The 16,983-nt window shown below is 45.6% G+C and carries 18 protein-coding genes; 8 read left to right on the top strand and 10 right to left on the bottom strand.

Translation table 11 applies throughout. The annotated features are described in order from the left end of the window. Nucleotides 1–30: 30 nt before the first annotated feature. The 3 genes from ON006_RS25840 (at nt 31) to ON006_RS25850 (ending at nt 1,900) form a co-directional block, all read left to right on the top strand. On the top strand, nt 31–465 hold the full coding sequence (locus ON006_RS25840) for a MarR family winged helix-turn-helix transcriptional regulator (RefSeq protein ID WP_244824129.1): 435 nt from the start codon (nt 31–33) through the stop codon (nt 463–465). A gap of 228 nt (nt 466–693) precedes the next feature. Beyond that, on the top strand, nt 694–1,425 hold the full coding sequence (locus ON006_RS25845) for an SIMPL domain-containing protein (RefSeq protein WP_244824130.1): 732 nt from the start codon (nt 694–696) through the stop codon (nt 1,423–1,425). 145 nt (nt 1,426–1,570) lie between these two features. Continuing rightward, nucleotides 1,571–1,900: a YtxH domain-containing protein gene (locus tag ON006_RS25850; protein ID WP_244824131.1), complete on the top strand. Its 330-nt coding sequence runs from the start codon at nt 1,571–1,573 to the stop codon at nt 1,898–1,900. Between the two features lie 42 nt (nt 1,901–1,942). On the opposite strand, the gene nudK is transcribed toward ON006_RS25850, so the two are convergent. Continuing rightward, on the bottom strand, nt 1,943–2,530 hold the full coding sequence (gene nudK / locus ON006_RS25855) for a GDP-mannose pyrophosphatase NudK (RefSeq protein ID WP_244824132.1): 588 nt from the start codon (nt 2,528–2,530) through the stop codon (nt 1,943–1,945). 143 nt (nt 2,531–2,673) lie between these two features. Here nudK and ON006_RS25860 point away from each other — a divergent pair, with 143 nt between their 5' ends. Further along, nucleotides 2,674–3,180 (top strand): cupin domain-containing protein, encoded by a 507-nt coding sequence (locus ON006_RS25860; protein WP_244824133.1) that lies wholly within the window; start codon nt 2,674–2,676, stop codon nt 3,178–3,180. Between the two features lie 3 nt (nt 3,181–3,183). Here the strand turns inward: ON006_RS25860 and ON006_RS25865 are convergent, their stop codons facing one another. Both ON006_RS25865 and ggt read right to left on the bottom strand, forming a co-directional pair. Further along, the gene (locus ON006_RS25865) at nt 3,184–4,578 is read right to left on the bottom strand and encodes a hypothetical protein (RefSeq protein WP_244824134.1); all 1,395 of its coding nucleotides are present in this window, start codon (nt 4,576–4,578) and stop codon (nt 3,184–3,186) included. 86 nt (nt 4,579–4,664) lie between these two features. Next, nucleotides 4,665–6,431, bottom strand: a complete 1,767-nt coding sequence (gene ggt / locus ON006_RS25870; RefSeq protein WP_244824135.1) for a gamma-glutamyltransferase — start codon at nt 6,429–6,431, stop codon at nt 4,665–4,667. 143 nt (nt 6,432–6,574) lie between these two features. Here ggt and ON006_RS25875 point away from each other — a divergent pair, with 143 nt between their 5' ends. Beyond that, nucleotides 6,575–7,816: an ABC transporter permease gene (locus ON006_RS25875; RefSeq protein ID WP_244824136.1), complete on the top strand. Its 1,242-nt coding sequence runs from the start codon at nt 6,575–6,577 to the stop codon at nt 7,814–7,816. Between the two features lie 65 nt (nt 7,817–7,881). Continuing rightward, complete coding sequence (locus ON006_RS25880) at nt 7,882–8,334, top strand: DUF8785 domain-containing protein (protein WP_244824137.1); 453 nt, start codon at nt 7,882–7,884, stop codon at nt 8,332–8,334. Nucleotides 8,335–8,342: 8 nt separating this feature from the next. On the opposite strand, the gene ON006_RS25885 is transcribed toward ON006_RS25880, so the two are convergent. Both ON006_RS25885 and ON006_RS25890 read right to left on the bottom strand, forming a co-directional pair. After that, the gene (locus ON006_RS25885; protein ID WP_244824138.1) at nt 8,343–8,675 is read right to left on the bottom strand and encodes a translation initiation factor; all 333 of its coding nucleotides are present in this window, start codon (nt 8,673–8,675) and stop codon (nt 8,343–8,345) included. 17 nt (nt 8,676–8,692) lie between these two features. Further along, a complete protein-coding gene (locus ON006_RS25890; RefSeq protein WP_244824139.1) occupies nt 8,693–9,568 on the bottom strand; it encodes a diacylglycerol/lipid kinase family protein in 876 nt (291 codons plus the stop codon). A gap of 230 nt (nt 9,569–9,798) precedes the next feature. Between ON006_RS25890 and ON006_RS25895 the strand changes: the two genes are divergently transcribed. Further along, on the top strand, nt 9,799–10,233 hold the full coding sequence (locus ON006_RS25895; RefSeq protein WP_244824140.1) for a YybH family protein: 435 nt from the start codon (nt 9,799–9,801) through the stop codon (nt 10,231–10,233). Between the two features lie 53 nt (nt 10,234–10,286). On the opposite strand, the gene ON006_RS25900 is transcribed toward ON006_RS25895, so the two are convergent. Further along, on the bottom strand, nt 10,287–10,769 hold the full coding sequence (locus tag ON006_RS25900; RefSeq protein ID WP_244824141.1) for a lipocalin-like domain-containing protein: 483 nt from the start codon (nt 10,767–10,769) through the stop codon (nt 10,287–10,289). 123 nt (nt 10,770–10,892) lie between these two features. Next, the gene (gene meaB / locus ON006_RS25905) at nt 10,893–11,882 is read right to left on the bottom strand and encodes a methylmalonyl Co-A mutase-associated GTPase MeaB (protein WP_244824142.1); all 990 of its coding nucleotides are present in this window, start codon (nt 11,880–11,882) and stop codon (nt 10,893–10,895) included. A 136-nt stretch (nt 11,883–12,018) separates the two neighbouring features. On the opposite strand from meaB, the gene ON006_RS25910 reads away from it, so the two are divergent. Continuing rightward, nucleotides 12,019–14,013 (top strand): M1 family metallopeptidase, encoded by a 1,995-nt coding sequence (locus ON006_RS25910; protein ID WP_244824143.1) that lies wholly within the window; start codon nt 12,019–12,021, stop codon nt 14,011–14,013. Between the two features lie 78 nt (nt 14,014–14,091). Here ON006_RS25910 and ON006_RS25915 read toward each other — a convergent pair whose 3' ends face one another. The 3 genes from ON006_RS25915 to deoC form a co-directional block, all read right to left on the bottom strand. Then, nucleotides 14,092–15,036, bottom strand: coding sequence for a 3-oxoacyl-ACP synthase III family protein (locus tag ON006_RS25915; protein ID WP_244824144.1), 945 nt, complete (start codon nt 15,034–15,036; stop codon nt 14,092–14,094). Between the two features lie 132 nt (nt 15,037–15,168). Further along, nucleotides 15,169–16,302 (bottom strand): glycosyltransferase, encoded by a 1,134-nt coding sequence (locus ON006_RS25920; protein ID WP_244824145.1) that lies wholly within the window; start codon nt 16,300–16,302, stop codon nt 15,169–15,171. Then, on the bottom strand, nt 16,299–16,958 hold the full coding sequence (gene deoC / locus ON006_RS25925; protein WP_244824146.1) for a deoxyribose-phosphate aldolase: 660 nt from the start codon (nt 16,956–16,958) through the stop codon (nt 16,299–16,301). Before deoC ends, ON006_RS25920 begins: the two co-directional genes overlap by 4 nt. Nucleotides 16,959–16,983 lie beyond the last annotated feature (25 nt).

Below are 16,983 nucleotides of genomic sequence, written 5' to 3' on the forward strand. Positions count from 1 at the left end.
CTCAATAGATAAACTTCAACATTTCTCCACATGACACATCACTCGGATCAGCGTGCCTATTTTTTTAAAATAGACACGACCATCAAGAAGATTCGTAATGCTTTGCAAAAGCAACTAACGGAAGCAGGTTTTGATCTGACGGTTGACCAATGGGTTCTCATCGATCATATTTTTCGCAAACAGGGTATTAGCCAGAATGAGTTGGCGGAAATGACTTTTAAAGATCCTCCAACCGTGACGAGAATCATTGATCTGTTGGAAAAGAAAGGGTTAGTTGAACGTGGGCCCGCGGCTGGTGATCGCAGAAAATTCAACTTGTTTCTCACTAAAAATGGAGAACAGACATATAATCAGGCTTTTCCGATTGTGGCAGACATTCGAAGGAAAGGGTGGGGCAGCCTGAGCGATTCCGACTATCAGCATTTCGTAAGAATTATGGACTCTATTTACCAGAATTTCACCTGAGATTTCGGAAAATATTCATTTGCTTAAATGGAAGTATAACAACCGATTAGGGTTATACTTCCATTTTTTGTTGGGCTTTAATCATGAAAATGAGGTAGAGTGAGAAGCACAATTATCGATACGCCCTTAAACCTTCGATATATTTTTACATCTAAACGTTACGTTGAACATGCTGACAGTTGTCAGTTTTAAGTGTTTATAGTTTTCATTTAATACCATTTTTAAGCCATGAAAAAATTTGTTTTGCTCAGTTCCCTGCTTGTTGCTTCTATTTTATCGCCTGCATTTTCTCAGGTACGTTTCGAACAGCAAATTCAGGTACCAACCATTGAAGTCGCAGGATTTGCCGAAATGGAGATTGTTCCCGATGAGATCTATTTTAATATTTCACTCCGCGAATATTTTGAAGACGAGAAAAATCAGAAGGATAAAGTCATTATCAGTACCCTCGAGAAGCAGTTGATCAAAGCGATTGCGGATGCCGGGTTGCCGAAAGAATCGTTGTCCGTAAGTGGGGTGGGCGGTTATCAGAATTATACCGACAAGAAGAAGAAACCTGCCACATTCCTTGAAAGCAAACAGTACGAGCTGAAAGTGAGCAGTGCGGAGAAGCTGGACGGAATTTTATCCAAAGTTGAAAGCCGTGGCATTCAGTATGCCAATGTGTCACGGGTTGACCATTCGAAAAGAGAGGAGCTTAAAAAGCAGGTAAAAATAGATGCATTAAAAGCGGCAAAGGAGAAAGCGACTTATCTGGTGGCTTCTTTGGATGAGAAGCTTGGGAAGGTGCTTGAAATAAAAGAACTGGACGAAAACCTGCAATTTCCGCAGCCCGTTTTTGCGAAAAATGTGAGAGCCTTTGCTCAGGCAGAGTCAGCTGATATGGCTGCTGACAGCGATGTTCAGTATCAGAAAATCAAAATAAGTTACCGCATGCAGGCTGCTTTTGAGATAAAATAATCCATACTAGTGCCGGGCCTGAGCGAGTCACGACTTGTGCCGGGCACAATTTTTTCCAGTTGAAAGGTTCGTAGGTCAATGACTTTCTTTTGTAGCAAAGCATCAGTATCTTTAAATAAAATCTCAAACTAAGTAACTGGAAATCATGAGCGTAAACGCAAAACACCTGGCCACATTTATTCTTGGTGCAGCCGCAGGAGTGGCAGCACATAAATACCTTCAAAGTGAAGAAGGCGAGAAGCTTTTGGAAGATCTGAAAACGAAAGCCAATAACCTGAAATCAGAAGCAGAGGGAACTATTGATAAGGTACCGGAATATTTCGAAGAGCTTAAAGCAAAAGGTGCCGACACGTTGAAAAGCAATTTTCCGGATGCAGAGGCATTCTTTAAAGACTTATATGAAAAATTCGTGGGAGGGAAAGGCACAGCCGCCGAAGGTACCGAGGTAACCCCAAATCCGGATCCAATATCATAATTTGCGGAACATTGTCTTCCTGCATGATCAGGAAGACAATGTTCAAATGCTATTCAGTAAACCATTCAACTGAGCATACTGGATCAGCATGATTGTTTTCGCGTCCCTGATTTCTCCGCTTGCCACCATTTGAATAGCATTTGCGAACGGAATCTCCATTACTTCAATATTTTCTTGCTCCGTTTCACATCCGCCGCCATCACTTACCTTCATGTTGTCAGCGTACTCAGCGACAAAAAAGTACAGTATTTCCGTAACGGAACCAGGAGACATATAGGCCTCAAATATTTTTCTGACCGAACGAAGTTTATAGCCCGTCTCTTCTTCGGCTTCTCTTTTAATGCAATCTTCGGCATTGTCCCTATCAAGCAGGCCGGCGCACGCTTCGATCAGCATTCCCGTCTGATTACCATTGGTATAAGTCGGCAGCCGGAATTGCCTTGTCAGAATAACTGTCTGTTTATCAGTGTTGTATAGTAGAATGGTGGCTCCGTTGCCTCTGTCATAGGCCTCTCGGCTCTGGCGTTCCCAGTTCCCGTCATGACGTTGAAAGTCAAAGGTATACTTGCGTAAAGTATACCAGTTATCAGACAGGACTTCCTCATTGATAATGCTAATCCGACTATTCATATTGATTGAATTTGATCATTTAAGATTATTTTTGATCAAACGTAAGCATGAAGTATAAATTTTCAAACATTAGCGCTCACAGATTAACGTGATAAATGATTAACCGGCTTTCCGGTGTAAATTGGCCATCATCTTTTTAGACTATGAAGCCAGCCAATTATTGGATTGAAAAGTATCAATTACTACCTCATCCCGAAGGAGGATTCTACGCAGAGACTTACCGTTCAAAGGAGGTAATAGCTCAGCAAGCATTGCCCGAGCGGTTTACAGGCGATCGCTCGTTTTCTACGGGCATTTATTTTTTGCTGGAAGCCCACAACTTTTCAGCGTTCCACCGGATTCAGTCAGATGAAATGTGGCATTTTTATGCGGGGTCAGCGCTGGATATTTTCGTGATCGATCCTGAAACCAGAGCGTTGGAAGTGATTAAACTCGGTAATGATCCTGAGAAAGGGGAGACGTTTCAGGCAATAGTACCAGCCGGAACATGGTTTGGTTCACGACCTGCAAAAGGAAGCGGCTATTCGCTGGTAGGCTGCACAGTAGCCCCGGGTTTTGACTTTCAGGATTTTGAAATGGCAGATAGGGTAACATTAAAAAGCCAGTTCCCGGAGTTTGAAACGACTATCCAGGAACTGACCAGACTATAAGTGCTAACGAATTTCCATTTTTGACCAGTAAGGTTTCGATTCTTTGCTGTCGGCTACATGAAACGAAGTGACTTCGTAGCTACCCGCGGCGAGGTCGGTGGGAATCGTGTACTTGCCAATTGCAAAGCTTACACCTGCAATACCCCAGTTAAATACTTCCAATGCTGGTTTGAGTTCGACAGTTGCTCCATTCCTTTTTAAACGCAGACTTGGCAGCTTTGCGACATCAAAATTGAAACCGGGGTAAGCGGCAGCAAGAGGCAGAGATCTTACGAAAAAGACATCTCCCTTATGAAAAGACAGCACATTTGTATTGCGATTCAAGGTCTGGCTGATATCCCCCTTCCAAATGTTTTCTATGGCATTTGTTTTACTGTCCCAAATTGTTGCTACTTCACTGGGTTCAAGATTTGACTTATATATAGAGCTTTTACCCAATAGTTTGCCGTCCTCGTAAAACGAGACCAAATAGGGACCTACGGGAAGCTCGGAAGGAATATCGTCCAGTGTGAGCCGTGAAGCATCGTTGAAACGGATATTCCTGCTCACCGGTGCAGAAAGAAAGTCGCTGGTGAATGTTGCAGAATATTTTTTATCCGGAAGAAAGAATCCGCCCGTTACTTTAATGGTGTCCTTTCGAGAATATTCGAATTTGTAATCGGGCAGCACATAAAAATGAGGCATATCCCTGGTGAACCTGATTCCCTCAAAAACAACGGAGTTTTGGTTAAACAAACTGATCTCCATGGCCAGAGGATCACTGGTTATGAGATTCTGCGCGTCAGGAAAGTTAGCGTACATATTGTCTGAATACAGAGCGCTTTCAGTTGTGAAGCCAGTTTTGCGATTGATAATCTTGACGGTAGGGCCGTATTGCCCGGGGGCCGCAGGAATACTGCCCACTTTGGCCATATAACGGAGCGGTAATATGCTGCCGCTCGCATTGACTGGAATCTCCTTACTGAGCAGGTCTATCTTGGGTGTACCAGAGAAATTGAAATAGACGGTGAAATAAAACCAACTCTTCTCTGGATTATCGCTTACTTTAAAATGCAATGGGCCTGTGCTCTTGTAACTATATCTGATGATGCTGTCGGTAGTAATGGTTGTTTGTGCGCTGTCCCAAAGCATGATATTTTTCTGCATCGAGACCTTGACCTCCGCCTTGCTCGCGTCGTAGCTGTCCGGCAAACTGACTAGATAACTATTTGTCACAGAGTCAAATTCAATTTTCTCTGCACCGGTAACAGTGATACCTTTCAGAAATTGAACGGCTTTGATCAAATTCTCTTTTTCAGGCTCGGGTTTTGGCGCTATAACCAGGATTTCTGAATCCTTTTTACAGTTTGCCAGCATTCCCGTCAAAACGAAGAACGTCAGGTAGATTAATTTTTTCATGGCCGATTAAAAAATGTACAAGTGGTTACATTATCTCTCGAATTAAGCAGTATTGAGAATAAAATACAACTAATTTGACAAAAAATCTAATAACCTGCACTTGTATCGTCACCCCTTGGGTCGGAGCCTCCTTCAAGAGATCCATCAGGCAGTACCAATATGCAATCCATTCTGCCGATTGTGTTACGCTGTTGTTCGAGGATGTACCCTTTCTCCTGTAACTTTTTGATCGTGCCTTCTGAGAATGCATTGGCTTCGAAAGTGGTTTTGTCGGGCAGCCATTGATGGTGAAATTTCAATGCATTCACCGATTGCTGCATCGTCATGCCATGTTCAAGCACATTAAGGATTGTCTGGTACACCGACGTGATAATGGTGGAGCCACCGGGCGTACCCACTACCATCAGCAGTTTTCCGTCTTTTTCAATAATCGTGGGTGTCATGGACGACAACATTCTTTTGCCCGGCGCGATCGCGTTCGCCTTATTTCCGATCAGTCCATACATATTGGGAGCACCGGCTTTTACACTGAAATCGTCCATTTCATTGTTCATTAAAAAGCCTCCGCCTTTGATGACAACGCGGCTTCCGTAGCTCCCATTTAATGTAGTGGTTACCGATACGGCATTTCCTTCCTTGTCCACAATCGAGAAATGTGTTGTTTCCAGACTTTCATAACCGGGTAATGTCCCGCCGCTGACATTTTTGCTGTCGGTTGCTTTATTCCAATTAAAATCACTCCAACGTTGTTTGAGATAATCCTTGCTCATGAGTTCCCGGGCGGGGACTTTCACAAAATCAGGGTCGCCGAGGAACTTCGCACGGTCCGCATACACACGTCGTTCCGCCTCGATCATGACCTGAATGGTAGAGTCGCTGTGCCAGCCCCATTTGCGAAGAGGATGTTGCTCGGTAAGTCGCATCAGCTGGATCAATGCGATGCCACCGCTCGAAGGAGGCGCCATTGTGATCACTTTATATTCTTTATAGGGCTCGGAAATGGTTTCCCGCCATTGTGCATGGTAGTCGGCCAGGTCCTTCCTGCTGATAATTCCCTCATTGTTTTTATTAATGTCTTTTACAAGGCGTTTCGCAGTTTTACCAGTATAAAAACCGTCACGCCCTTTTTTCTGGATTCTTTTCAAAACCTTGCCCAGGTCTGTTTGCACGAGCAAATCCCCGGCCGCCCATTCTTTTCCTGATGGATTCAGAAAATATTTGGTACCGGGATTAAGCTGCTGAACATCCTTTTGAACTGCATTCAATCCCCTCGCTTCCCGCTCCGTCTGGATCACTCCTTTCATTGCCAGATCGACAGCAGGTTGTAAAACTTGTTTCCAAGGCAGTTTGCCATATTTGGCATGCGCCTCAGCCATTCCAGCCACTGACCCCGGTACCCCCGAAGCCAGCCTGCCCAGCGTACTGGATTTAGGGATTATGTTTCCGTCTTTGTCCAGATACATATCCGCGTGCCCTTTCGCGGGGGCTTTTTCACGAAAATCAATGCTGTAACTTTTTCCTCCTTTGTCCCGGAAAACCAGGAAACCGCCACCACCGATATTTCCTGCGGAAGGATGGACCACTGCCAATGCAAACTGTACCGCCACTGCCGCATCCACAGCATTTCCTCCCGCTTTCAAAATCTCGATACCTACTTTCGATGCCTCCGGATGAGCAGATGCTACAATGCCATTTTTGGCAATGACACCGGGCCTGTCGCTATAAAATGGCTTCTGATTGGGGTCGTCGGAGAGAAACTGGTAGAAGCCGGTGGATTCCTTTACCGGGTTTTGCGCCAGTGCGAGCCCGGGTAAAATGCTGACTGTAAACAGCAGTGCGGAGCGTAAATTCATCTTAGGAGTGTTAATGTTAGTGTTGTAATTTATCAAATCCAACCGTTTTTCTTACCTTTTATACCAATTTATTTCAATGCCAGAGACTTAACCGGTAACTTTTGCATCGAACGGATTAAACAAAATTTGTCGAAGAAGTAGCTATGAAATTTTTACGTCAAGTATTAGAAAGTTTCAGGTTTGCCTGGCAAGCTTTGAAATCCAACATTACCCGCACCATTCTTTCGCTGCTCGGCGTGACGGTGGGGATCTTCGCGATCGTAGCGGTTTTTACCATTGTCGATTCGCTCGAACGCAGTATCCGGGAGAGTTTGAGTTTTATTGGCGACAAAGTCATTTATGTTCAAAAGTGGCCCTGGGGCTTCGGTGGCGAATATGAATGGTGGAAATATTTCCAGTGGCCTGAGCCTACTTACGCCGAATATAAATACCTGTACGAAAACCTCGAAAGCGCCAGTGCGGTGGCCATCATGGATTTTAAAGGAGGTACCGTGCTCAAAAATGGCTCAAACAGCATCAATGCGCTGATTCAGGGCGTTTCTTACGAATATAATCTCATATCAGAAATTCCAATCCAAACCGGGCGGTACTTCATCCCACTCGAAACCAATAATGCCCGGAATGTTGCCGTAGTCGGGGCCGACATTGCAGCTGCATTGTTTCCGGGCCAGGAACCGGTTGGAAAAACATTCAAGCTCGCAGGAAATAAATTTACGATTGTTGGCGTGCAGGTGAAAAAAGGGGAGAGCCTTGTCGACTTTGGTGGAAGTCCCGACAAGAAATGCATCATCCCTTTTTCCGCATTCTCCAAAATGTTCCAGTCAGGCCGAAGGAATGCGGATATTGTGGTAAAAGGCTTCCCGGAAGACGAAGGAATGAAGGAAGTTGAGGCGGAAATCACAGGTCTGATGCGGACCAAACGGGGTATTAAGCCGCGGGAGGGCGCCAACTTTTCTTTGAACCGGCCCGAGGCCGCAGCGGATGCCATTTCAGGGCTTTTTGCCGTGCTTACCATTGCCGGCTGGGTGATCGGCAGCTTTTCAATTCTGGTCGGAGGCTTTGGAATCGCCAATATCATGTTTGTTTCGGTCAAAGAACGGACTAACCTGATCGGTATTCAGAAATCCCTGGGCGCGAAAAATTACTCAATATTGTTCCAGTTCCTGTTTGAAGCGATCATGCTGAGCCTGGTAGGCGGGGGCGTCGGGATTTTCCTGGTATACTTGTTGTCTTTTGTAAAAATGGGTTCATTGGAAATTCTGCTGACACCGGCTAACATACTGCTGGGGCTGGGGGTTTCCAGTATCATTGGCGTTCTCTCAGGAATTATCCCGGCAATGCTGGCTGCGCGAATGGATCCGGTGATAGCGATCCGTGCGAAATAATAACTAGGAAAAATCAAACGCTTTCACGAAGTTCGCTTCTATCATAAACACTGAAAATTACTGTTATGCGTAAATGGGTCATATTTGCCATATTTCTGGCCATCGTATTCGGAATTTTGTACTACCTCACTTTTGGCTATTACAGCGAAGGTAAAAGAGGAGGTTTCATCACCAAGCTCAGCAACAAAGGTTACATATTCAAAACTTATGAGGGTGAGCTTCGAATGGGCGGTCTCTATGAAGGGGACGGCACGATGAGCTCTTCTGAATGGATCTTTTCGGTAAGCGGAAAAAACAAAGATGCAATCGCCAAGCTAGAAGAGGCCATTAAAAACGGGCACCGCGTGTCACTGACTTATGAAGAGAAATTTTTTACACTGCCCTGGAATGGGGATACCAAATATTTTGTGACCAATGTAGAGGTTTTGGACAGTGGCCGCCTGACGTCGCCATTGCCTCAGACGCCTGCCAAACCGCTTCCGGATCCTACGGAGCTGGATACAAACAAGATTTTATAAGCCGGGGATTATCCTCCGGCTTTTTTTGCTTTATAGTTTTTTGACGAAAGCCAGTTGATCACCTTATCGCGGTGATCTCCCTGGATCTGTACTTCCTGATCTTTCACTGTTCCTCCACTTCCGCAAAGTGCTTTTAACTGTTTTCCCAAAGCTTCCAGGTCAGCCTGGCTGCCTATAAAACCTTTGATAACAGTAATGACCTTCCCACCGCCTTTGCGGTCGAGCCATATCCGCAGGTCTTGCTGTGCCGGAGATAAAGTTTCTGGTTCGTCTTCCGAATCATTATATTCAAAATCAGGGTTGGTGGAATAAATTACCCCTGAGCGGTTCTTTTTGGACATAAGACTTTTATGTTTTGTTAAACGATCACACGTAAACTCGCAGGATTGATTTTGACCTCGATCCGGGTCGTATTCATCTGAAAAGGCTCCCCATCGTAATGGATCATAGGCGGAACGTCAGTTTCAACCACGGCTTCCCGCAGATTTTGATAATCGATAAAACGCGACGGTTTGAGTTGTTTGGTGAAAAGCTGATACGCCAGCGATGTACCATACCATTTAGGAAATGGCTTTATCGTGCACACATCCAGCATTCCGTCTTGCAAGTTGGCCTGTGGCGCAACCCACGCATTGTTGCCAAACTGGCCTGCATTGGCAAAAGAAAGCGAAAAAGCATGTGTATCTACACCATTGAGGCGGAACGTCTGCGGCTTATAGCTCCAATATGAGCGAAATGACACATTGATATAAGTTGACAGTCCCCGTTCTTGCTGCTGGCTGAACAAATGGCCCACATAAGCATCAAACCCCATACCCGCAGTGCAAAAAAATGGAATATCATTGACCTGCGCACTGTCGATCGTGATGGCTTTACCCTCGAACAACCGTTTCAATGCGGCTTCCAATGTGAGGGGAAGGCCCAGGTGACGTGCCAGCCCGTTACCCGATCCGAGTGGTACGATCCCGATAGGCATTTGTAAACCCACCAGTGGCTGTGCTACTTCATTCACAGTACCATCGCCACCTACCGCTACGATCGCTTTCCAGTCTTCGGTTTGTAGATTTTCTTTAACCAATTCCGTAGCATGGGCTCTTTCTTCTGTAAAAAGGATCTTCGCGGTGCTTTGGTATTTTTTAGCAAAGGCATTGATCGTGTTTTGCAATACCTCTGTCCTTTTGCCGATCGAAGTACCCGAGTTGGGATTTAATATAAACAAGTAGGGTTGATTCACTGGTCAGGCAAAGAATAAAAACAGAATGAGCAAGAAGACAATAATGAACAGATAGTAAAGGCCATCAATAAAAGGGTATTTCTGCCGGTCAAGCTTATTGAAAAAATCACTGAACTTACTCATGCCTCTTATTTTCTGACGTTTCTAAAATGTGAAATAATGGCTGTTCCGATCGTTGTTTAACGTATATTAGGGACTCAGCAATCATTTTACAAAAATCCATAAAAAATATGAGAAACTGGCTTTTCGCGATCTTTCTGATAGCAATCACCGGCATGGCCCAGGCGCAGACGGATAAAGACAAGAAGGAAATTCTGGCAACATTGAACCGGCAGGCCTCGGATTGGAACCAAGGCAACATTAAATCTTTCATGAATGGTTACTGGGAGTCCGACTCATTGATGTTTGTCGGTAAAACCGGGGTTACCTACGGCTATGATGCGACTTACCAGGGTTATCTCAAACGTTACCCTGATCTTGCCACCATGGGAAAGCTAAAATTTACCTATATTAATTTCTCATTTCCTGGGCCGGGCGTCGCTTTTTTGGTCGGGAAATTCCATTTGACGAGACCTGAAAAAGGAGATCTGGAAGGACATTATACATTGCTCTGGAAGAAAATAAAAGGCAAATGGGTCATTATTTGTGACCATACCAGTGGTTAAGCAAAACAGCCAGCTCTTTTCAGGGCCGGCTGTTTTGCCTATCGTGGGGAGCTTTAAACTTTTTTGAATTGCAAAAGGGCGTTTACAGCTGGCTTGGTAGCATCTGTCTGGGTATTCACAACAACCGTCAGGTTAGTGGCAGTTTGTGTGATCTTGAATTCCTGGCTGGTGGCAGCTGTCGCTAGCGTCAACTTGTCGCCAACTACTTTCCATTTCGCATCACTTCCCACCGGAACATATGCACCCATAGCGGTGACCGCGGCCGGGCAATCGGCAGTTGTAATGCTGTTGTTTGCATTAAATGTAAGTTTCAATTCATAAATGCAAGGTGCCAACGTGGTGATAAACTGCAATGCTGGAATCGTTGTCCCGGGAGTTTCAGGTGTGATGGCTGTTACCTGCCATGTGCCTACAATTGGATTGGTATCCACAGGTTGCGGATCAGGATCTTTGTCATCTTTACAGGCCACAATGGCTACTGCCATCAACAGGAATGCAAGAAATGTGAGCTTGCTAAGGGCATAGGTGATTTTCATAACAGGGAGTAATAGTTTGACCAGTTTATATACGTTGCTTTTTTAACGTTCAAACATAGCTGAAAAATGCTTTTACAGAAAATATTTGTGATTTAGAGGTAAAATTTAATGTAAAGCGGTTACTCAGTGCTTTCCGAGAAACAGATTGATCAATTGCTGCGCAGCCGTGGCTGGAAGTACCTGTCCTTCACGCACCTCTTCTTCACTCGCTGACAGCTTAGCCTTGACCTTCGCATTACCGTAAAACTGATCTTCCAGGTTCTGTCTGATGTGGTCATGCAGCCAGTCGAGGTTCTGAAACTGCCTGTTTTTTGCAAAAAAGCCGTTCTCCCTGGTCAGTACTTCATATTCTTGGATCATTTGCCAGATCGCATCAATACCTGAGCCTTCCAGCGCGGAGCAGGCAATTACTTTGGGAACAAATCCGGAGGATGACCCTGGCAAGTGGTGCAATGCATTCTGGTACTCATTCACGGCGAGTGCCGCCGCTTGCTGGTTTGTTCCGTCGGCTTTGTTAATGGCAATGGAGTCCACCATTTCCATGATACCCCTTTTGATTCCCTGTAGTTCGTCGCCCGCACCGGCAAGCATCAGTAGCAGAAAAAAATCAGTCATTCCCTTCACCAATGTCTCCGATTGCCCCACACCCACGGTCTCGACCAATATAATGTCGTACCCGGCCGCTTCGCACAAAAGGATGGTCTCGCGGGTACTACGCGCCACGCCTCCGAGGGACAGCCCTGTGGCCGACGGGCGGATAAATGCGTGCGGACTGTGCGCGAGGTTTTCCATTCGGGTTTTATCGCCAAGAATGCTGCCGCCTGATTTTTTGCTGCTCGGGTCTATGGCTAGCACTGCCACGCGCTTGCCTGATGATGTAAGATATTGCCCGAATGTTTCGATAAAAGTGCTTTTTCCAACCCCCGGAACGCCTGTAATCCCAATGCGCAATGCCTTGCCCGTCATGGGCAGGATGCTTTGTAGGATTTCTGTCGCCAGGACTTTGTCTTCGGCCAATTTGCTCTCGATAACGGTTATAGCACGGCCCAGCAGCGTGCGGTCTCCTGCGAGAATTCCCCGGGTGTATTCCGCAACGGAAAGTCGTTGGCGCATCACGTTTTTGGCTGGTTGAAAGTCATGATTTGAATGTCGTTTCTGATCCGTAAAAATGAAACTTTTTATTCTAAAAAAGGCGAAAAGGTGTATATTGCTCGTTTACAATCCTATATTTCAATATTTAATCATTCGAATGAAAATTTCAATATTTCGCCTGGGCCTGTTAGCTATGAGTAGCCTGGGGTTTTTCAACACTGTTGCGCAGGAGGCTGACAGGGTGAAGTACGACGCGCATGTGCTTTTCCACCCTTTGTTTAATTTTCAGCCAGGTGGTGAATATAGGACGGGAAGCGGGGCGCCGGGTCCTAAGTACTGGCAGAATCGTGCGGATTACAAAATCAATGTGGCGCTGGAAGAGGAGAAAGGGACGGTAAGCGGCGACGTGGAGATTACCTACAAAAACAACAGCCCGGAAACACTGGAATTTATCTGGTTGCAATTGGACCAGAATGCATTCAATGACAATTCAAGAGGAGGCCGGACGACACCGGTTACAGGCGGCCGCTTCGGAAATACAGGATTCAATGGTGGAGACTCGATCAAAACGGTTACCATTCAGCAAGGCAAAGACAAGTTTGTAGAGGCAAGTTATAAGATCACGGATACCCGCATGCAGATCCGCCTGGCCACACCCGTGAAAGCCAACGGCGACATTATCAAGATCAAGATTGGGTATACTTTTAAAATCCCTGAATACGGCTCGGACCGGATGGGAACGCTTGAAACCAAGAACGGTATCGTTTACGAAATGGCGCAATGGTATCCGCGAGTTGCCGTTTTTGATGATATAGAAGGATGGAATTTGCTTCCTTACCTAGGCGCAGGAGAGTTTTACCTCGAATATGGAGACTTTGATTATAATGTAACTGTTCCCTGGGACCACATTGTAGTAGGGTCAGGAGAATTGTTGAACCCGAACGAGGTACTGACTGCGGAACAGAGAAAAAGGCTGGCAGACGCTGCTAAAAGCGACCAGACTGTCATGATCCGTACAGCCGAAGAAGTGACCAACCCTGCGACAAGACCTAAGCAGTCAGGTACATTAACCTGGCGCTTCCGTTGTGTTCAGGCGCGCGATATCGCCTGGGCTACTTCCAAAGCGTTTGTTTGGGACGCAGCACGTATGAATTTGCCTAAGGGAAAAACAGCTCTTGCCCAATCTGCCTATCCGGCCGAGGATGGTGGGCTTGATGGCTGGGGACGTTCGACGGAATATGTGAAGGGCTGCATTGAGTTTTATTCCAATTATGTACATGAGTTTACGTACCCGGTTGCGACCAATGTAGCAGGTATAGTAGGTGGAATGGAGTACCCTGGTATCGTTTTTTGCAGCAGCAAAAGCCGCAAGGAGGATTTGTGGGGAGTTACCGATCACGAATTCGGTCACAACTGGTTTCCAATGATCGTGGGAAATAACGAGCGCAAATATGCCTGGATGGACGAGGGGTTCAATACATTCATCAATTTCCTGTCCGGGGATAATTTCAATAATGGGGAGTACAAAACAACCCAAATGAATGATATGCACCGTCTGGCGCCGATGATCTTCCGCCCCAAAGCTGACCCGATCCTGACGATCCCTGATGTGGTACAGGCCGTCAACCTGGGCTGGGAAGCTTACTATAAGCCGGCACTAGGACTTAAAATGCTCCGTGAGCAGGTTCTGGGCAAAGATCGGTTCGACTATGCCTTCCACTTGTACGTACAACGCTGGGCTTTCAAGCACCCTACACCTTATGATTTTTTCAGGACAATGGAAGATGCTGCAGGAGAAGACCTGGGCTGGTTCTGGAAAGGATGGTTTTTTGAAAATTACAAATTGGACCAAAGTGTAAAAGAGGTTAGCTACGTAGAGCAAAACCCGCAGAAAGGTTCTTTCATTACCATTGAGAACCTGGATCAGTGGGCGATGCCTGCGAAAATAGATATCGAAGAAATAAGCGGTAAAAAGACCCGTGTTGAACTGCCCGTAGAAATCTGGCAGAGAGGCGGCAGCTGGACATTCAAAGCGGCTACGCAGCAGCCAATCCGGTCGGTAACGATTGATCCCGAGCACAACCTGCCGGATATCGACCCTGACAACAATGTCTGGAAGCCAGCGATGTTTGCTGAGCCGGAAGTAAATTAAGACAAGTTTAGTTTCAAAAAGAAAGGCTTCCGATTGCAGAACCGGAAGCCTTTCTTTTTGTATAGCAAAAAAATATTGTCAGACTGTGATCAGCATCGCTCCGTAAGAGTAGCCGCCACCGAAAACAGTGACTACAATATTTTCTCCTTTTTTAAATTTGTCCTTATTCTCCGAAAGCGCGATCGCACAACCTGCACAGCCGGTGTTACCCAGGTACTGAATGTTCGAAATAAGCTTTTCTGCCGGTATGCCTAGGGTGTTGATCACATTGAGACTGATACGGTGGTTGGCCTGGTGCGGAATGAGGTAATCAAGGTCATTGATCGTTAGTCCGCAAGCCTGCAATACCTGCTGGCTCACTTTTGGCATGTACACACACGCATTCTGGAACACATCACGGCCATATGGCATGATCACTCCACGGTCATTTGGGCGTAGCACCACTGCTTCAATCGCTTTTCCACTGGTGGCAGCACCACCCGTGATCAGTTTTTGGATTTTCATGTCCGAATCCGTCTGACGCTCTTTGGAAATGAGAAGTGCCGAAGCGCCGTCTCCCCACAAATGCCCCGATACGGTATCCATTTCATTATAGTAAGCGGTATTATGGTCAGACACGACCACAACCGCTTTGGAAGCCTTACCCATCGCAAAATAACCCTCTACGATTTCAATGGCATTCAGAAGGGATGAGCACGCGGAAGAGATGCTTACAACGGGAATGTCAGGAATCTGAAGCTGGTACTGCACAGCATGTGCCAGCGTCACGATGGTATCATAGGGAGTATAAGTGGCTCCAACAATAAGGTCTATTTCATTTTTGCTGTAAGGGATACTTTCAAGTAAGGATTCAACCGCTTTAATCGCCATGGTGGAAGTATTTTCTTCCGGTGATGCCTTACGTCTTTCTGAAATTCCTGTGCGTTCTACAATCCATTCATTGGAAAGATTGTTAAGATTTGTAAAATATTCATTACCAATAACTTCGCTTGGTAAATAATGACTAACTGTATTAATATACATGATTGAGAAGTTGACTTCGCAAGCTACGATTCTTTTTAATTCCGAAAGTTAAATATTTCGTAGAAATCGTAGCACTTAATATTTGAACAATTCAATAATAAGTTTATAAAATTATAGTAAAAGGAGTAATCGTTACATAACCCTGTCACTTTTTAACAAACTTTTGTAAAATGACAGCAGAAGGCCTTCCTCTTGCTGCCAATTATAATTTTTTTCTGCCGATTTCCTTCCGTTATTTCCCATTGATCTGGCCAAACCGGGATTTTCAATGATCCAGCGGAGTTTTTCATACAATGCGTCAGAATCGTATGGAGAAATACAAAAGCCACATTCCGATTGTTCCACAACATCCCGGTAAATTGGGAAATCAGAAGTAATAACCGGTAGCCCCAAGGACATATATTCGAACAATTTAGTTGTATAGGATTCGGGATAATCAGCAACCGGTTTTAAGAGCGCTATGCCTGCGGTTGCGTTTTGTGCGAATGGTAAAGCCATTTTGATATCGGTATAACCATAAAATGTCAGGTTATTGCGAATGTCTTCAAAGCCAGGCAGTTTCGCCATCTCCTTTTGATCCAGCCTTGACGGGCCGAATAAATGAACATGAAACGTCGGGTACGTAACTTTCAGTCTCGCCAAAGCTGCTACGATTATATCAAAACATCGTTCCATAGATATTACCCCGGTGTAAAATAATTGTGGTTTGTCTGAAATTACGCCGGAACAGGACTTATTGGCATCAATAAAGGCAAGCGACGCATAATTATGAATGACAACATGCGGATAGGCCAGGTCCCGGTATACGTCAAGATATGCGTGCTCCGTAAAAATCAAGTGGAATCTGCGCATGGCTATCCTGTCACAGAGCCGGAATAGAAATTGATAAACCGCTCCATTGTTGTAACGTTTGATACTGAACTTCTTATAAAGATTTTCCTGCACTTCATAAATCACCTTCGTACCGAGCCATTGAAACAAAAAAGCCAGCGGCAGCAATTCAGGAACGAAAATATGGACCAGATCGGGCCTGAAACGGAGGTAATTCCACAATGCAACCGGATGGCAAAACAATGCCCTTGCGAATAATCCCTGAAAATGGGGAAGCCTGATGGTTTTGAATGCATTGGTCTCAGTATTCGCCCTAGCGCCCGGCATCGCACAAAACACCTCGTAATACGTGGAAAGCGAAGGAGCTATCTTGTAAAAAATACGCGGGTCTGTCGGCGGATGAACAGTACTCAGGAGCATAACGCGCTGCCTCATGCCTGCGTCACGATCAATACGCCGGCCGAAGTACCAATTCGGTCAGCTCCTGCTTCGATCATTGCAACGGCCTGATCGTACGTACGAATACCACCCGAGGCCTTTATTTTAATGTTAGTAGGAAGTATCGACCTGATCATTTTCACAGTTTCTACTTCAGCGCCTTTTGGAGCGAACCCGGTAGACGTTTTGACAAAATCCACATTCGCCTCAGCGCAGATCTCACAAGCTGTATACAGGTCAAAGGTATCCAGGTAGGCGGTTTCAATGATTACTTTGAGCAATGCATTGCTCGTGTGGGCAAGATCCGAGAGCTGCCGCAGTTCTTCCCGGACGCTGACGTAAGCCATGGATTTGAAACGCGAAATATTCATCACCACATCCAGCTCGGTGGCCCCGTCCCTCAATGCATTTTCGGCTTCTGCGATTTTGGTAGCAGTAGTAGAGTAGCCCATTGGAAAACCGACCACCGTCGCGATCTCGATTTTTACCGGACAGAATTCAAACATTTCGACCGTGTAGGCGACGTAGGAAGGAGCAATGCAAACCGCTTTAAACTGGTGTATCCAGGCTTCTTCGCAAACTTTACGGATATCCGTCTCGCTCGCTGTCGGATTGAGCAGGGTATGGTCAATGTATGCAGGAAGGTTTGTCATATTCGGATACCGGGAGTTGGAAAAA

The organism is Dyadobacter pollutisoli, from assembly GCF_026625565.1.
Lineage (GTDB): Bacteria > Bacteroidota > Bacteroidia > Cytophagales > Spirosomataceae > Dyadobacter > Dyadobacter pollutisoli.

What these genes read in the sequence shown, in the direction of transcription:
- ON006_RS25840 (WP_244824129.1), top strand. Translation starts at nt 31, where the DNA reads ATGACACATCACTCGGATCAGCGTGCCTATTTTTTTAAAATAGACACG.
- ON006_RS25900 (WP_244824141.1), bottom strand. Translation starts at nt 10,769, where the DNA reads ATGAAAATCACCTATGCCCTTAGCAAGCTCACATTTCTTGCATTCCTG.
- deoC (WP_244824146.1), bottom strand. Translation starts at nt 16,958, where the DNA reads ATGACAAACCTTCCTGCATACATTGACCATACCCTGCTCAATCCGACA.
- ON006_RS25920 (WP_244824145.1), bottom strand. Translation starts at nt 16,302, where the DNA reads ATGAGGCAGCGCGTTATGCTCCTGAGTACTGTTCATCCGCCGACAGAC.
- ON006_RS25895 (WP_244824140.1), top strand. Translation starts at nt 9,799, where the DNA reads ATGAGAAACTGGCTTTTCGCGATCTTTCTGATAGCAATCACCGGCATG.
- ON006_RS25860 (WP_244824133.1), top strand. Translation starts at nt 2,674, where the DNA reads ATGAAGCCAGCCAATTATTGGATTGAAAAGTATCAATTACTACCTCAT.
- ON006_RS25850 (WP_244824131.1), top strand. Translation starts at nt 1,571, where the DNA reads ATGAGCGTAAACGCAAAACACCTGGCCACATTTATTCTTGGTGCAGCC.
- ON006_RS25915 (WP_244824144.1), bottom strand. Translation starts at nt 15,036, where the DNA reads ATGTATATTAATACAGTTAGTCATTATTTACCAAGCGAAGTTATTGGT.
- ggt (WP_244824135.1), bottom strand. Translation starts at nt 6,431, where the DNA reads ATGAATTTACGCTCCGCACTGCTGTTTACAGTCAGCATTTTACCCGGG.
- ON006_RS25875 (WP_244824136.1), top strand. Translation starts at nt 6,575, where the DNA reads ATGAAATTTTTACGTCAAGTATTAGAAAGTTTCAGGTTTGCCTGGCAA.
- ON006_RS25885 (WP_244824138.1), bottom strand. Translation starts at nt 8,675, where the DNA reads ATGTCCAAAAAGAACCGCTCAGGGGTAATTTATTCCACCAACCCTGAT.
- meaB (WP_244824142.1), bottom strand. Translation starts at nt 11,882, where the DNA reads ATGCGCCAACGACTTTCCGTTGCGGAATACACCCGGGGAATTCTCGCA.
- ON006_RS25880 (WP_244824137.1), top strand. Translation starts at nt 7,882, where the DNA reads ATGCGTAAATGGGTCATATTTGCCATATTTCTGGCCATCGTATTCGGA.
- nudK (WP_244824132.1), bottom strand. Translation starts at nt 2,530, where the DNA reads ATGAATAGTCGGATTAGCATTATCAATGAGGAAGTCCTGTCTGATAAC.
- ON006_RS25910 (WP_244824143.1), top strand. Translation starts at nt 12,019, where the DNA reads ATGAAAATTTCAATATTTCGCCTGGGCCTGTTAGCTATGAGTAGCCTG.
- ON006_RS25845 (WP_244824130.1), top strand. Translation starts at nt 694, where the DNA reads ATGAAAAAATTTGTTTTGCTCAGTTCCCTGCTTGTTGCTTCTATTTTA.
- ON006_RS25865 (WP_244824134.1), bottom strand. Translation starts at nt 4,578, where the DNA reads ATGAAAAAATTAATCTACCTGACGTTCTTCGTTTTGACGGGAATGCTG.